Raw genomic sequence first — 15,234 nt, 5'->3', positions numbered from 1 at the left:
AATCGGATTCAATCAAAGCTCTTCCACCCAGGCCAGGGCGGAAGTGTGCAACAGGTTGAGCTGGTCCGGGTCCAGGCCCAGGCCTTCCGCAAGCGGGGGCAGGGTGGGCAGACCTTGTTCCAGCGCCAGTGCCAGCTGCAGGATGGGGGCGAAACTGCCCTGCCGGTGTAGCAGGACGTCCTGAACATCGCCGGGCAGGTTGATGTGCTCCAGGATCTGCGTCATCGGCATGTCGAAGATCACATCCAGCAGCGAGAACATGCCGACGATGAAGGCATTGTCGCAGAAATCGCTGCTGTGGCCAGTGTCCAGTGCCAGCAGTTCCATCACCCGCGCACGGGTAATGGCGGTTTTCTGCAGCGCCGGCGCCAGGTTGCTGTGTTCGTTGCTGGTGACCAGCAGCAGCGTCAGCCAGCGGTACAGCTTCTGGTAGCCCAGCACGGTAACGGCATGGCCAAAGGAGCTGATGGTGGTGTTCAGGCCGGCGGCAGCGGAGTTCACATAGCGCAGCAGCTTGAACGACAGCGCCACGTCGCCTTTCAGCACGTGCTCGATATCGCGTAGCGGCGCATCGGCGCGCAGCAGGTTCAGCAGCTTCAGGGTGTTGCTGAACGAGGCGTGGATGATCTTGGCGGACAGGGTTTCCGGACGGGCGAAATAATAGCCCTGGTAACCGTCCAGCCCCAGATCGCGGCATAGATTGTAGTGTTCGTAGGATTCGATGCGCTCGCCGATGCGGATCACCGGGTAGCTGCGCAGCCGTGCGGCCAACGCCTGGAACTGCAGCTTGTCCATGGCCTGCACGTCCAGCTTCACGTAGTTGGCCAGGTCGAGCAGGGCGGCAGCTGGCTGTTCGAAGGTGAAGTCGTCCAGCGAAATGCCGAAGCCCAGCGAGCGCAGGTAGCGTACGCGGGAAACCAGCTCGTTGCCGGGCTGGATGTTGGCCGCAATGTCCAGCACCACGCGCCGCGGTGGCAGCAGTTCCAGGAAATCGCTGCTCAGCATCGCTTCGCCGACATTGATGAAGGCGAGCTTGCTGCCGATCAGCCAGTTGGTGCCCATATTGTTAAGGGCATTCACCAGAACCTGGGTATCGGCCTCCAGCGGGGCGTGGGGCGCGGCGCTGGCGGCATCACCGGCACTACGAAAAAGCAGCTCATACCCGATGAGCTGCTGGTTTCTGTTCAGAACAGGTTGGCGCCCCAAAAAGGCGGAATTCGACATCGTCGGCTATCTTCAGTAAGCGAAATTGTCCAGGCTGCGTGCCATGCTACCGGTTTCCAGCTGGCCGGTCAGCAGGTCTTCCATATCCAGTACCAGCACGACAGAGCCATCACCGGACAGGGTGGCACCGGCCACGCCTTTCGGGCGGATGTTCTGCAGCGGCTTGATCACCACGTCGTCGCGACCGACGAAGGAATCCACTGCCAGGATGAAGGATTTCTCGGCAGACTGCATCAGCACGCCGAAATTCGGCTTCTGCGTCGGTTCCCAGTTCAGCAGGCCGGACAGCGTCTTCAGCGGCAGAATCTCGTCGCGCACCACGATGGTGGGGCGGCCGGATACTTCCTGGATGGCGGTGGTGTCGATCGGGATGATCTCGCGCACCATGGCCAGCGGTACGGCGAACGGCTGATTGCAGGCACGCACCACCAGCACCGGCAGGATCGCCAGCGTCAGCGGCAGCGAAATGCTGATGCGGGTGCCTTCGCCCTGGATGGAGTTGATGTCGATGCGGCCGTTGAGCTTCTGGATGTTGGTACGCACCACATCCATGCCCACGCCACGGCCGGATACGCTGGAAATCTGGTCCTTGGTGGAGAAGCCCGGCAGGAAGATCAGTTGCAGGCACTGCTTCTCGTCCAGCGAGTTGGCGGTTTCTGCATCGATCAGACCCTTGGCGATGGCCTTGCGGCGCAGCACTTCCGGGTTCATGCCCTTGCCGTCGTCGGTAATCTCGATGACGATGTGGTCGCCCACCTGCTCGGCGGTCAGCTCGATGATGGCCTGCGGCTTCTTGCCGGAAGCAATGCGGTCTTCCGCCGATTCCACGCCGTGATCGACCGCGTTGCGCACCAGGTGCACCAGCGGGTCGTTCAGATCCTCGATCATGGTCTTGTCGAGTTCGGTTTCCTCGCCGGTGATCACCAGCTCGACTTCCTTGCCCAGCTGGCGCGCCAGGTCACGCGCCAGGCGCGGGTACTTCTGGAACAGGCGACCGATCGGCTGCATGCGGGTTTTCATCACCGCGTTCTGCAGATCGCTCACCAGCAGGTCCAGCTGGCTGATGGCCTCGTCCAGCGAACGCAGGGTGTTGGTTTCCGTATTGCCCTGCAGGATCTCGGTGCGCAGGGTGGTGAGGCGGTTCTTGGTCAGGCCGATCTCGCCGGACAGGTTCAGTACCTGGTCCAGACGTACGGTGTCGATGCGGATGGTGTTTTCCTGGCCGGAAATGCTGCCACCACCGCCGGAGGCCTTGACCGGCGCCCGTGCCGCAGCCGGAGCGACTGCGGTGCTGCTGCTTGCCACCGCCGCCGCGGGAATCACTTCAACCTCGGTGCTGGCGGCCGGTGCGGCTGCCACGGGGGCCGGTGCCGGAGCGGGTGCCGCAGCCTGCGGTGCTGCAGCCGGGGCGGCAGCAGCGTTGCCGCTTACTGCGGCGTGCAGGGCGTTCCAGTCCGGTTCGCCGGACGGTTGCGCGGCAGCTGCCGGGGCAGCGGCAGGCGCCGGAGCGGGCGCTGCCGGCGCTTCCAGGTTGCCGGCCAGCGCCGCATCCAGCGCTACCAGCAGTGCCGGATCCGGATTGCCCGGGGTCAGGCCCTGGCCCAGGGTGGTGAACATGTCGCGCACCGCACCGGTGGCATCCAGGATCACGTCCATCAGGCGCGGGGTGATCTGCAGCTCGGAATTGCGCAGTTTGTCGAACAGGTTTTCGGTGCGATGGCACACGGTCACCATCGGGGCGACATTCAGGAAGCCGGCACCACCCTTGATGGTATGGAAGCCGCGAAAGATATCATTGAGCAGGGCGCGGTCGTTCGGGCGCTTTTCCAGTTCCACCAGCTTGTTGTCGACATCGGACAACAGCTCGGTCGATTCCATCAGGAAATCCTGCAGCAGTTCTTCCATACCAGCGAAGTCGCTCATTTCTACTTCCTTAGTTTTGTCTGCCCCTTGGCGGGTCAGCGGCAATATTCGGTCAGAAGCCCAGGCTTTCCAGCAGGTCGTCCACTTGCTGCTGGCTGGTGACTACGTCGGCACGGCCATCGGGGTTCACCACCGGGCCTTGCAGCAGGTCGGTGTTCAGTTCCACCTTGCGTTCGGCCGGCAGGTATTCGATCAGTACCGACAGCAACTCGGTTTCCAGGGTCTTGACCATGTCCATGACCTTCTTGATCACCTGGCCGGTCAGATCCTGGAAGTCCTGAGCCATCACGATTTCCAGCAACTGGTTGCTGGTGGCTTCGGTCTGTTTGGGCACGCTGGCAAGGTAACCACGGGTATCCTGCGCCAGTTGCTTGAATTCGGTGGTGGACAGCTGGTTGGCGAACAGTTTTTCCCAGCGCTGACCCAGATGCTCCGCCTGGCCCTGCAGTTCGTCCTGGATAGGCTTGGCAATGTCGGTGGCGTTCAGCACGCGCTCGGCGGCATTGGCGGTCAGGGTGGCGATGTAGCCCAGGCGATCCTTGGCATCCGGAATGGCGTCAGCCACTTTTTCCAGCGACTTGTCGTAACCCAGTTCACGCAGCGTGTCGTGCAGTTTGCGGGTCATCTGCCCGATCTGGGCATACATGCCCATGACGGTTTCCGGAGAGAGTTCGAAGTTGGCCGCAGCCGGGGCATCGCCACCGACGGGCTGCTGCAGGGCGATGCTGTCGAACAGGGCTTCCAGCTCTGCAGAGTCGCCGCTTTCAAGAAGGTGGTCAGGCACGTTAACTCCTCCTGCGCTTTGCACTTATGGTGCTTGCTGTAATGTTATTTGCTCATGTTCTGGAAGATCTTGTTCATCTTCTCTTCCAGCGTGGCAGCGGTGAACGGCTTGACGATGTAACCGCTGGCGCCGGCGGTGGCGGCCTCGATGATGTTCTCGCGCTTGGCCTCGGCGGTAATCATCAGGAAGGGCAGCGGCTTCAGCTGGGCATCGGCGCGCACGGCGCGCAGCAGTTCGATGCCGGTCATGTTCGGCATGTTCCAGTCCGACACCACGAAGTCGAAGTGCTGGGTTTTCAGCTTGTGCAGGGCAACCTGACCGTCCTCGGCTTCATCGACGTTGGTGAAGCCCAGTTCCTTGAGCAGGTTGCGCACAATACGTCTCATTGTGGAGAAGTCGTCTACCACGAGGAAACGAATATTCTTGTCTGTCATTAGCGTTGTCCTGACCTGGGTATCGGTTAACCCGGCATTTTATCGTTGCAGGAACGGAATTAAAGTGTCTGCCAGCACGGCCGGGTCGAATTTGGCGACGTAGGCGTCCACCCCGACGCTGGCACCCATCGCACGGTTGGCGTTGGACGACAGCGAGGAATGCATGATGACCGGGATGCCGCTGAAGCGGTGATCGGATTTGATCAGCTTGGTCAGCACGTAGCCATCCATTTCAGGCATTTCGGCATCAACCAGGATCAACTTGAGGGTGTCGTGCAGCGATTCTTCGTCCGACCAGTTACGGTTGGCCAGTACCTGCAGCTTGTCCCAGGCTTCCTTGCCGTTGTTGGCCTGGTGGTACTTGATGGCCATCTTGTCGAGCACGCCGCAGATTTCCTTGCGCGCCACTACCGAGTCATCGGCAAAGAATACGTACTGATCCAGTTCCAGCGGCGCCTGCGGCAGCTCCGGCACATGGGATTCGCCCACCACGCTGGCCAGGATCTGCTCCACGTCCAGAATGGAGACCAGCTTGCCGTCTTCCAGCTCGGTTACCGCGGTGATCAGCGTCTGCTGCGAGGTGCTCATCACGTTTTCCGGCGCGCGCACCTTGTCCCAGTCCACGCGGATGATGCGATCCACCGAGTCGACCAGGAAGGCCTGGGTGCTCTTGTTGAACTCGGTGACGATCATGGTGTTGTAGCTGACATTGCCGGCTTCGCAGCCGATGAACTTGGCCAGCGAAATTACCGGGATGATGTTGCCGCGCAGTGACAGCACGCCTTCCACGCCGAACGGCATATTGGGGGTGCGGGTAATGAACGGGGTCTGCGACACTTCGCGGACCTTGAATACGTTGATGCCGAAGGTTTCCCGGGTACCCAGGGAGAACAGAAGAATTTCCATCTTGTTGGAGCCTGCCAGCTTGGTTCTTGCGTCAACACTGGCCAGCAGTGAAGCTTCAGATGTCGCCATAGCGATTCCTTATTTTTCCTGTGACGTCGGGTCAGATTTTCAGCATTTCGCGGATTTTCATCGACAGCTTCTGCGGCTCGAACTTGGATACATAGGCATCCACGCCAACAGATTCGCCCAGCTTCTGGTTGGATTGACCGGACAAGGAGGAATGCATCAGCACAGGAATGCCGGCAAAGCGCGGATCGGTTTTCACCATTTTGGTCAGCATATAGCCGTCCATCTCCGGCATTTCCACGTCGGTCAGGATCAGGTGTACCACATCATTGAGCTTGCGCCCGGCCAGTTCCGCCTGGCCTGCCATGCGCTGCAGGTCTTCCCAGGCGCGCATGCCGTTGATGGCGTAGGCGTATTTCACCTGCATGGCCTGGAAAGTGCGTTCAATCTGCTTGCGGGCTACGGCCGAGTCGTCGGCGAAGTAGACCATGCGCTCTTCGCGCAGCGGTTCGATATTGATGAACTGGTGCTCGTCGCTGTACATGGCGGTTTCCGCCAGTACCTTTTCCACGTCCATCATCATCACCAGCGTGCCGTTGTCCAGCTCGGTGACGGCGGTCACCAGGCCGCCCATGCGGTTGGTGATCATTTCCGGCGGTACGCGCATGGCAGCCCAGTCCAGGCGCAGGATGGTGTCTACCGCCTCCACCAGGAAGCCCTGGGTGTGACCGTTGTATTCGGTGACGATCATGATTTCCGGACGCTTGTCGCTGATCACTCCGGCGTATTTGGCCAGGTCGATTACCGGTACCAGGCTGCCGCGCAGGCTGACCATGCCTTCAACAGAGGACGGCATTTCCGGCGCCGAAGTGATCTCCGGCGTACGCATGACTTCCCTGACTTTGAACACGTTGATGCCAAAGGTCTCTTTTCGGCCGGTACGCTGGTCAATACCGAGCGAGAACAGCAGGATCTCCAGCTTGTTGGTTCCTGCCAGTTTGGTACGGGCATCAATTTTTTTAAGCAGTTCTGACACGGAAACCTCCGGAGGGTTGACCGTCGCGTAACGGAATCGCTGACAATACTATTAATACAAGTTTTCAGGCAAAAAGGCCAAAGCAGGCGCAGTGTGGCCACCATGCAGCTCGTCAGCGGGCATTATCATACTGATTAACCAATTTTTACAAATCAAGCGCGACAACGGGGCGGGGATTTTATCAATGCAGGACAATAGTGAGCAGCTGCGCGAGGTTTTCGAGCACTTCAACAGCGTTACCGATGAGCTGATTCGCGCCTACAAATTGCTGGAAGGGCAGGTGGCGGAGCTCAACAGTCAGCTGCAGCAGGCCAATGACGAGCTGGTGCTGAAGTCCGCAGCCAACGAGCGGCTGGCAGCCAAGCTGACCGCGCTGCTGGCTGCCATGCCGGTAGGGGTGGTGGAACTGGATGATGCCGGCGTCGTTACCCAGATCAACCATGCGGCAGGCAAGCTGTTGCCGGATCTGCCGACCGGGCGAAACTGGCAGATGGCCGAATGGTTGCAGCGTGACAGCCAGGATGGCGAGTACCTGCGGCATCACCCGGATGGTTCGATAAGTTTTGTTTCGGCAGCCGAAGTTGCTCTGCAGGATCAGGGCAGCTTCATGCTGCTGGTGGACGTAACCCATCTGCGGGAATTGCACGAGCAACTGGCGCAGCAGGCCAAGCTGGCCTCCATGGGCAGCATGGCGGCCAGCCTGGCGCACCAGATACGCACGCCGCTGGCAACGGCACTGTTGTATGCGGCCAACCTGCGTCAGGACAATCTGCCGGAAGCGGCGCGGACACGCTTTGCCAGCAAGGTGGTGGAGCGGTTGCAGGCGCTGGAATCACTGGTGCAGGACATGCTGAGCTTCGTGCGCTCCGGCGTGGTGGCCGGCGAGCAGGCGCGGCTGGAAGTGAATGCGCTGCTGCAGGAAGTGGAAACCATCGTGCAACCGTTGCTGGAAAAGAAGCAGCTGCAGTGGCTGCCGGAGTTGGGCGGATCGGCGTTCGTGCATGCCATTCGCTCGGACTTGGTTGGCGCATTGGTCAATTTGGTTGAAAATGCCTGCCAGTTCAGCCCGCCGCAAGGCCGGGTGCATATCGGCACCGCACTGCAGGGCGGTTATTTGCTGTTGCGGGTAGGCAACCAGGGGGAGCCGATTCCGGACAGCGTGCAGCAACAGATTTTCGATCCGTTCTTTACCACAAGAGCAAATGGCACCGGACTTGGACTTGCCATTGTCAAGAGAGTGGTCGAGGATATGAATGGGTCGATCAAATATCTGCGCGATGGCGATATGACAATCTTCGAACTCCGGCTGCCGGCAGCCTGAGGCAAATGAAGGAGCAGCTTACAGTATGAAACCGATTGTCAAGATTGAAGGTAAGAAAGGGTCAATTGTCCTGGTCGGGCAGTTTGACTTCAATGTGCACAAGGATTTTCGTGCCGCCAGCCAGGAGCTGCTGGAAAGCAGCGCCATCACCAGCATTGAGGTCGATTTCGAGCAAGTGCCTTATCTGGACAGCTCCGCTCTTGGCATGCTGCTGCTGCTGAAGGAGCGCGCAGGCGCCGCGGGCAAGGATCTGGCGCTGGTGAACTGTCGCGATACCGTGCGTCAGGTGCTGGAAATCGCCTGCTTCACCAAGCTGTTCACCATTCGCTGACAGCCGGGCTTCGCATCGCGTTGCTGGCTGCACCGCGATAGCGGGGCCTGGCTGCGCCGTTTAGTTGTTGTCGCCCCCATGCCTGCAGCACAGAGAGACAGGCAGGGTGGGGTGTGATCTTCCTTCGGAAAGACTGGATTGCTGGGCTATGGCCAAAAAAATACTCACAGTGGATGACTCGGCCTCTATCAGGCAGATGGTGACCTTTACCCTGAAAAGCGCCGGGTACGAGGTGGTGGAGGCGGTCGACGGCAATGCCGGCCTGACCAAGGCGCAAGCCACCCAGGTTGACCTGGTGCTCACCGACCAGAACATGCCGGGCATGGACGGGCTGTCGCTGATCCGTGCGCTGCGGCAGCTGCCCAGCTATGCCGCCACGCCCATCCTGATGCTGACTACCGAATCCAGTGACCAGATGAAGGCACAGGGTCGTGCCGCCGGCGCTACCGGCTGGCTGGTCAAGCCGTTCGATCCGCAAAAACTGATTGATGTTGTCCGTCGCCTAGTGGGCTGAAGCTTGCGCTGATCCATCCCAAAGAGGGGGTGCAATGTCTTTCGATATGTCCCAGTTTCACCAGGTGTTTTTTGATGAAACCGCCGAACACCTGGCCAATATGGAATCGCTGCTGCTGGCAATCGACATTGCCAGCCCCGACAGCGAAGACCTGAACGCCATTTTCCGCGCCGCCCATTCCATCAAGGGTGGGGCGGCCACTTTCGGGTTCTCCGACCTGGCGGACCTGACCCACGTGCTGGAAAACCTGCTGGACAAGGTGCGCAAGCTTGAGTTGCCGCTGAGCCGGCAGATCGTCGATGCCGCGCTGCAGTCCGGCGACCTGCTCAAGGACATGCTGGCGCATCACCGCGGCGCCGATGCGGTGCCGTCGGCGCGGGTGGATGCCCTCAAACAGGTGCTGGTGCAGCTGGCGGTGTCGCAGCAGGCGGCGCCGGCTGTGGCTGCCATCGAGGTGGCGGCGGCGGTCAGCGCCAGGCTGCACATCGAGCTGCATCCGCCGCTGGCGTTGCCCGAGGCGGACATCTGGCAGCGGCTGGGCAACCTGGGCGAGCTGGAAATCATCAACCAGTCGGCGGCCGAGATCGGTTTGCCGGCAATCGCGCTGCTGACCACCCGGGTAGGCCGTGACGAAGTGGCCGAAATGCTGGCCTTCGTGCTGGAGCCGGCGTCGTTCCGCGTGCTGGCGGATGTCACCATCGAGGACGACGGCTTCGGTCTGTTCGGCGTGGCGGACGATGCAGCGCTCGCCGCCGACGTGCTGCACGAGGAAGACGGCTTTGGCCTGTTTGCGCCGCTGCCCGCCACGGTGGCGGTGGCCGATCCGCACATTGCCTACGAAGAGGACGGTTTCGGTCTGTTCCAGCCCTTGCCGGCTGTTGCGGCCAACCCTGTACCGCCGGCGCCGGTGGCAACGGTGGAAGCGCCGCCCGCACCGCAGGCCGGCACCCGGGTGGAAGCGCGAGCCAGCGGCACAGCCCAGAGCGGCGAGAACTCCATTCGTGTCAGCACCGAAAAAGTGGATCTGCTGCTCAACCTGGTGGGCGAGCTGGTGATCACCCAGTCCATGCTGGTGCAGTACGGCGGTGGGCTGGATACCGTGGCGCACGAAAAACTGCTCAACAGCATCTCCCTGTTGCAGCGCAATTCACGCGAACTGCAGGAGGCGGTGATGTCCATCCGCATGATGCCGATCTCTTTCGTGTTCCAGCGCTTTCCGCGCGTGGTGCGCGATCTGGCCGCCAAGCTCGACAAGCAGGTGGAGCTGAAAATGGTGGGCGAGAGCACCGAGCTGGACAAGGGCTTCATCGAAAAGCTGTCCGACCCGCTGACCCACCTGGTGCGCAACAGCCTGGACCACGGCATCGAGTCGCCGCAGGAACGGCTGGCCAAGGGCAAGCAGGCCGGCGGCCTGCTGACACTGCGCGCCTTCCACGAAGGCGGCAGCATCGTCATCGAGGTCACCGACGACGGCGCCGGTCTGCACCGCGACAAGATTCTGGCCAAGGCGCGCGAGCGCGGCCTGGCGGTGCAGGACGGCATGAGCGATGCCGAGGTGTGGGCGCTGATCTTCGAGCCGGGTTTTTCCACCGCCAGCGAGGTGACCGACGTATCCGGCCGCGGTGTGGGCATGGATGTGGTGCGCAAGAACATCGTGGCCATGGGCGGGCGCATCGACATCAGCAGCATGGCCGACATTGGCACCACCATGACCATCCGCCTGCCACTGACGCTGGCCATCATGGACGGCATGTCGGTGATGGTGGGCGAAGAAACCTATGTGCTGCCGCTGAACTACATCCTGGAGTCGCTGCAGCCGCGGCCGGAGGATGTGAAGCTGATTGTCGGCCGCGGCCGCATTGTCAGCATTCGCGGCGAGTATCTGCCCATCGTCAATATCGCCGACGCCTTCAACATCGTGCCGCAGTACCAGGCACCGGAGCAGGCGATCCTGATCGTGGTGGAAGCCGGCGGGCAGAAATATGCGCTGCAGGTGGACGAGCTGCTGGGGCAGCAGCAGTTCGTGGTGAAGAACATAGAAGCAAACTACCGGAAGGTGGAGGGCCTGTCCGGCGCCACCATCCTGGGGGACGGTCGCGTGGCGCTGATTCTGGATGTCGGCGCGATTGTCCGTATCGATATGCACAAACCGGCGCCTAGCGAGGCGCTGGCGGTTTTACCTTGAAACGGAACGCGAGGCGGCACACATCATGGCGGATTTGAGAACGGTAGCGGAAGCCGATGCCCAGCGCCGGGAGTTCCTGGTGTTCACCCTGGGGCAGGAAGAGTACGGCATCGACATCCTGAAGGTGCAGGAGATTCGCGGCTACGACGCAGTGACCCGGCTGGCGAAGTCGCCGGAGTTCATCAAGGGGGTGATCAACCTGCGCGGCCACATCGTGCCCATCATCGACATGCGCATCAAGTTCGGGGTGGGCAACATCGTTTACAACGATTTCACCGTGGTGATCATCCTCAACGTGCTGGGGCGCACGGTGGGCATGGTGGTGGACGGTGTATCCGACGTGATCGAGCTGTCCGGCGAGGACATCAAGCCGGCGCCGGAATTCGGCGCGGTGATGGACACCGCCTACATCCAGGGGCTGGGTGCCATCGGTGAACGCATGATCATCATGGTGGATATCGAGAAGTTGATGAGCAGTCAGGAAATGGCGCTGATGGACACCGCGCTTGCGGCCAACGTGTAAGGGGCGGACAACATGAAAGTAAAGAACCTGCTGGTGTTGGGCTTTGGCATCTTGCTGCTGCTGATCGCGGCAACTTCGCTGCTGGGCATCGCCCGGCTGAACATGATCTCGACGGAGATCGTGGCGGTGTCGCAGGACCACCTGCCACGCGCGGCTGCGGCCAACCATATTTCCGACCACGTCAATGAAACCGCGCGCACCGTACGCACCGCGCTGCTGACCCCGGACGTCACGCTGGCGGCTCAGCAGGTCAAGGCGGCCGAGGATGCGATGGTCGCCATCGAGACCGAGTTCGCCAAGCTGAAGCAATATCCGGCCACCACCGACGCCCAGTCGCTGGAGGCTGCGATGCGGCAATCCGACCAGAGCTATCGCGCCGACCTGCAGCACTTCAGCCAGCTGTTCAAGGCCGGCCAGGCGGAGGAAGCCAAGTCCTTCCTGCTCTCGCGCCTGCGTCCCAGCCAGCTGGCCTACCAGAGCAGCATCGAGAAACTGGTGGGCTATGAAGAAGGCCAGGCCGAAACGCGTGCCGCCGGCATGCGCCAGGCTGCCGACAACACCCTGCAGATGACCATGATGCTGTTGGCCGCATCGCTACTGGCGGGCGTGCTGGCTGCCTGGCTGATCGGCCGCAGCCTGTTCCGCACCCTGGGGTGCGAGCCGTCGGTGGCGGCGCAGGTGATGAAGGAACTCAGCTCCGGCTCGCTGGAAACCAATCTGCAACTGGCTGCCGGCGACAACAGCAGCCTGGCCTTCTTCATGAAGCAGGCGGCGGACAAGGCGGTGGACAACATCCTGGTGCGCAACGCGCTGGACGTGGCCGCCACCAACATCATGATTGCCGATGCCAACGGTGTGGTGGTGTACGCCAACAGCGCGGTGCAGGGCATGCTGGCCAATGCCGAAGCCGACATCCGCAAGGAGCTGCCCAACTTCAGCGCCCGCGGCGTGGTGGGCAGCAACATTGACGGTTTCCACAAGCACCCGGACTACCAGCGCAAGCTGCTGGCCAATCTGCGCGGCACCCATCGTGCGCAGATCGAAGTGGGCGGCCGCACGTTTGTACTGCTGGTGAACCCCATCGACAACGGCAAGGGCAAGACCCTCGGCATGGTGGTGGAGTGGCAGGACATTACCGAACAGCTGAAGCTGCAGGCGCAGGAGCAGGACAAGCGTCAGGAGGAGCTGCGCCAGATGGCGGAAAACACCCGCATCCGCAAGGCGCTGGACAATGTCACCACCAACGTGATGATCGCCGATGCCGATCGCACCATCATCTACATGAACCGCAGCGTGCAGGACATGCTGCGCAATGCCGAGGCTGATATCCGTCAGGTGCTGTCGAACTTCGATTCGCGCACGCTGCTGGGTACCAGCATGGATGGCTTCCACCGTAATCCGGCGCACCAGCGTGAGCTGCTAGCCAGCCTGCAGCAGACCTACACCGCCAACATCGTGGTCGGAAAGCGCTCGTTCCGCCTGATCGCCAACCCGGTGGTCAGCGATGCCGGCGAGCGCCTGGGCTCGGTGGTGGAGTGGGCGGACATTACCGACCGGCTGCAGGCGGAGCGCGAGGAGCAGCAGCGGCGTGAAGACGAGCAGAAGATGCTGGCGGAGAACACCCGCATCCGCAAGGCGCTGGACAATGTGTCGTCCAACGTGATGATTGCCGACAACGAACGCACCATCATCTACATGAACCGCAGCGTGCAGGAGATGCTGCGCAATGCCGAAGCCGACATCAAGAAGGCACTGCCGAACTTCGATTCCCACCATCTGCTGGGCACCAATATGGATGGCTTCCATCGCAACCCGGCGCACCAGCGCGAGCTGCTGGCCTCGCTCAAGCAGACCTACACTGCGCAGATCGTGGTGGGGGGCCGCACCTTCCGCCTGACCGCCAACCCGGTATTCAGCGATGGCGGCGAGCGCCTGGGCTCGGTGGTGGAGTGGGCGGACCGCACCGACGAAGTGCGTGTGGAGCAGGAAGTGTCCGATATCGTCGGCGCCGCGGTGCGTGGCGACTTCCTGCAGCGCATCCCGATGCACGGCAAGAGCGGCTTCTTCGCCAGCCTGTCCGAGCAGATCAACCAGCTGATGGAAGTCTCCAACCAGGGCCTGAGCGACGTGGCCACCGTGCTGGGTGCGCTGGCCAAGGGCGACTTGACCCGCACCATCGCCGCCGACTACCAGGGCATGTTCGGCCAGCTGAAGACCGATACCAACCAGACCGTGCAGCGCCTGCGCGAGATCGTCGGCAATATCCAGGACGCCGCCTCGGCGATCAACACCGCGGCACGCGAGATTTCCGCCGGCAACAGCAACCTGTCCAGCCGTACCGAACAGCAGGCGGCCAGCCTGGAGGAAACCGCTTCCAGCATGGAAGAGATCACCAGCACCGTGAAGCAGAACGCCGATAACTCGCGTCGGGCCAACAGCCTGGCGGTGGGCGCTTCCGACATCGCCTCGCGCGGCGGGGTGGTGGTAGGACAGGTGGTATCCACCATGAACGAGATCAACCAGAGCGCCACCAAGATCGTGGACATCATCAGCGTGATCGACGGCATCGCCTTCCAGACCAACATCCTGGCGCTGAACGCCGCGGTGGAAGCCGCGCGCGCCGGCGAGCAGGGCCGCGGCTTTGCGGTGGTGGCCAGCGAAGTGCGCAACCTGGCGCAGCGTTCCGCCGCCGCCGCCAAGGAGATCAAGGGCCTGATCGGCGACTCGGTGGACAAGGTGGAATCCGGCTCGCGCCTGGTGGACGAAGCCGGCCGGACCATGGAGGAGATCGTGACCTCCATCCGCCGCGTGGCCGACATCATGAGCGAGATTTCTTCCGCTTCCATCGAGCAGAGTTCCGGCATCGAGCAGGTGAACCTGGCGGTGAGCCAGATGGACGAGAACACCCAGAAGAACGCCGCGCTGGTGGAAGAAGCCGCCGCCGCTGCCGAATCGCTGGAAGAGCAGGCCGGCGTATTGCTGGATGCGGTATCCATCTTCCACCTGGACAGCAGCGCCCGTGCCGCACGACCGGCGACCAACCATGTCGCCAGCGCCGCGGCGCCGGTGGCGCGGCAGGCTATCGTGCTGCCCAAACCGGCGGGCGCCCAGGCTCCGGCCGTGGTGCGCAACCATGCGCCGGCGGTGCATTCGCCCCTGCATCCCGTACCCAGTGATGAAGGCGAGTGGGAGGAGTTCTGAAGCCGGCCAGCGACGACGGCGCGATCTTTCCGCGTGATCTGCACTTTTCCGAGGCGGATTTCCACGCGGTCAGATCGCTGCTGTACGACCGCACCGGCATCGCGCTGAGCGACGCCAAGAACCATATGGCGTATGCCCGGCTCGCCAAGCGGGTGCGCCACCAGGGCTTCCGCTCGTTTGCCGACTACCTGGCGCTGCTGCATTCCCCGCAGGGCGAGCGGGAGTGGGAGCACTTCATCAATGCGCTCACCACCAACCTGACCGCCTTCTTCCGCGAGGGCCACCATTTCGACATCCTGCGCCAGCATGCGCGGCAGCATGCCGGCGACGAGGGCGGCTACCGGGTGTGGAGTTCGGCTGCCTCCACCGGCGAGGAGCCTTATTCGATATTGTTTACGCTGGCGCAAAGTCTGGCCGGTGGCAGCTACGATATCGTGGCATCCGACATCGATACCAATGTACTGGCCAAGGCGGCGGCCGGCGTCTACGGCGCCGACCGGGTCGCCTCGCTGGCGCCGGAGCTGCTGCGGCAGTTTTTCGTGCGCGGCGTGGGCGGCAATGCCGGCAAGGTCAAGGTGAAGGCCAGCTATGCGCAGCAGATCCGCTTCTGCCGCATCAACCTGGTGGACGATAGTTGGCCGCAGCTGGGGCTGTTCGACGTGATCTTCTGCCGCAATGTGCTGATCTACTTCGACAAGCCGACGCAGGCCGGCATCATCGAACACTTCGCCCGCTACCTGAAGCCGCACGGGCTGCTGTTCTTGGGCCACTCCGAGAACATCCAGCACATCAGTCAGACCTTTGTGCCATGCGGCAAGACTGCTTACCGCCTGGCGGGTGGATAAC

13 protein-coding genes are annotated in these 15,234 nt (G+C 62.0%); 7 read left to right on the top strand and 6 right to left on the bottom strand.

Annotated elements, in window-relative coordinates:
- Nucleotides 1-12: 12 nt before the first annotated feature.
- Genes PSELUDRAFT_RS00710 through PSELUDRAFT_RS00685 form a run of 6 tightly spaced genes read right to left on the bottom strand, consistent with a single transcriptional unit; the run spans nt 13 to nt 6,313 of the window.
- Nucleotides 13-1,224, bottom strand: coding sequence for an EAL and HDOD domain-containing protein (locus PSELUDRAFT_RS00710; protein ID WP_088965035.1), 1,212 nt, complete (start codon nt 1,222-1,224; stop codon nt 13-15).
- Nucleotides 1,225-1,236: 12 nt separating this feature from the next.
- Complete coding sequence (locus PSELUDRAFT_RS00705) at nt 1,237-3,147, bottom strand: chemotaxis protein CheA (protein WP_088965034.1); 1,911 nt, start codon at nt 3,145-3,147, stop codon at nt 1,237-1,239.
- Between the two features lie 52 nt (nt 3,148-3,199).
- Nucleotides 3,200-3,931, bottom strand: coding sequence for a protein phosphatase CheZ (cheZ, locus tag PSELUDRAFT_RS00700; RefSeq protein ID WP_088965033.1), 732 nt, complete (start codon nt 3,929-3,931; stop codon nt 3,200-3,202).
- Between the two features lie 44 nt (nt 3,932-3,975).
- Nucleotides 3,976-4,365: a chemotaxis response regulator CheY gene (gene cheY / locus PSELUDRAFT_RS00695; RefSeq protein WP_088965032.1), complete on the bottom strand. Its 390-nt coding sequence runs from the start codon at nt 4,363-4,365 to the stop codon at nt 3,976-3,978.
- Between the two features lie 39 nt (nt 4,366-4,404).
- The gene (locus tag PSELUDRAFT_RS00690) at nt 4,405-5,340 is read right to left on the bottom strand and encodes a chemotaxis protein (RefSeq protein WP_088965031.1); all 936 of its coding nucleotides are present in this window, start codon (nt 5,338-5,340) and stop codon (nt 4,405-4,407) included.
- A gap of 31 nt (nt 5,341-5,371) precedes the next feature.
- On the bottom strand, nt 5,372-6,313 hold the full coding sequence (locus PSELUDRAFT_RS00685; RefSeq protein ID WP_088965030.1) for a chemotaxis protein: 942 nt from the start codon (nt 6,311-6,313) through the stop codon (nt 5,372-5,374).
- Nucleotides 6,314-6,404: 91 nt separating this feature from the next.
- Here PSELUDRAFT_RS00685 and PSELUDRAFT_RS00680 point away from each other — a divergent pair, with 91 nt between their 5' ends.
- The 7 genes from PSELUDRAFT_RS00680 to PSELUDRAFT_RS00650 all read left to right on the top strand — a co-directional run bounded on the left by PSELUDRAFT_RS00680 (nt 6,405) and on the right by PSELUDRAFT_RS00650 (nt 15,233).
- Nucleotides 6,405-7,634 (top strand): PAS domain-containing sensor histidine kinase, encoded by a 1,230-nt coding sequence (locus tag PSELUDRAFT_RS00680; protein ID WP_162291236.1) that lies wholly within the window; start codon nt 6,405-6,407, stop codon nt 7,632-7,634.
- A gap of 25 nt (nt 7,635-7,659) precedes the next feature.
- Nucleotides 7,660-7,965, top strand: coding sequence for an STAS domain-containing protein (locus PSELUDRAFT_RS00675; RefSeq protein WP_088965028.1), 306 nt, complete (start codon nt 7,660-7,662; stop codon nt 7,963-7,965).
- Nucleotides 7,966-8,113: 148 nt separating this feature from the next.
- Complete coding sequence (locus tag PSELUDRAFT_RS00670; protein ID WP_088965027.1) at nt 8,114-8,479, top strand: response regulator; 366 nt, start codon at nt 8,114-8,116, stop codon at nt 8,477-8,479.
- A gap of 34 nt (nt 8,480-8,513) precedes the next feature.
- The gene (locus PSELUDRAFT_RS00665) at nt 8,514-10,664 is read left to right on the top strand and encodes a chemotaxis protein CheW (protein WP_088965026.1); all 2,151 of its coding nucleotides are present in this window, start codon (nt 8,514-8,516) and stop codon (nt 10,662-10,664) included.
- A gap of 25 nt (nt 10,665-10,689) precedes the next feature.
- Nucleotides 10,690-11,187 (top strand): chemotaxis protein CheW, encoded by a 498-nt coding sequence (locus PSELUDRAFT_RS00660; protein ID WP_088965025.1) that lies wholly within the window; start codon nt 10,690-10,692, stop codon nt 11,185-11,187.
- Nucleotides 11,188-11,199: 12 nt separating this feature from the next.
- The gene (locus PSELUDRAFT_RS19980) at nt 11,200-14,388 is read left to right on the top strand and encodes a methyl-accepting chemotaxis protein (RefSeq protein WP_088965024.1); all 3,189 of its coding nucleotides are present in this window, start codon (nt 11,200-11,202) and stop codon (nt 14,386-14,388) included.
- On the top strand, nt 14,373-15,233 hold the full coding sequence (locus tag PSELUDRAFT_RS00650) for a CheR family methyltransferase (protein WP_231895271.1): 861 nt from the start codon (nt 14,373-14,375) through the stop codon (nt 15,231-15,233). The genes PSELUDRAFT_RS19980 and PSELUDRAFT_RS00650 overlap by 16 nt, the downstream gene beginning before the upstream one ends.
- The last annotated feature ends 1 nt before the right edge of the window (nt 15,234 follow it).

The organism is Vogesella sp. LIG4, assembly GCF_900090205.1.
Taxonomy (GTDB): domain Bacteria; phylum Pseudomonadota; class Gammaproteobacteria; order Burkholderiales; family Chromobacteriaceae; genus Vogesella.
Note: the sequence above shows the minus strand (reverse complement) of the source record. Positions and strands in the feature narration are given on the sequence as shown.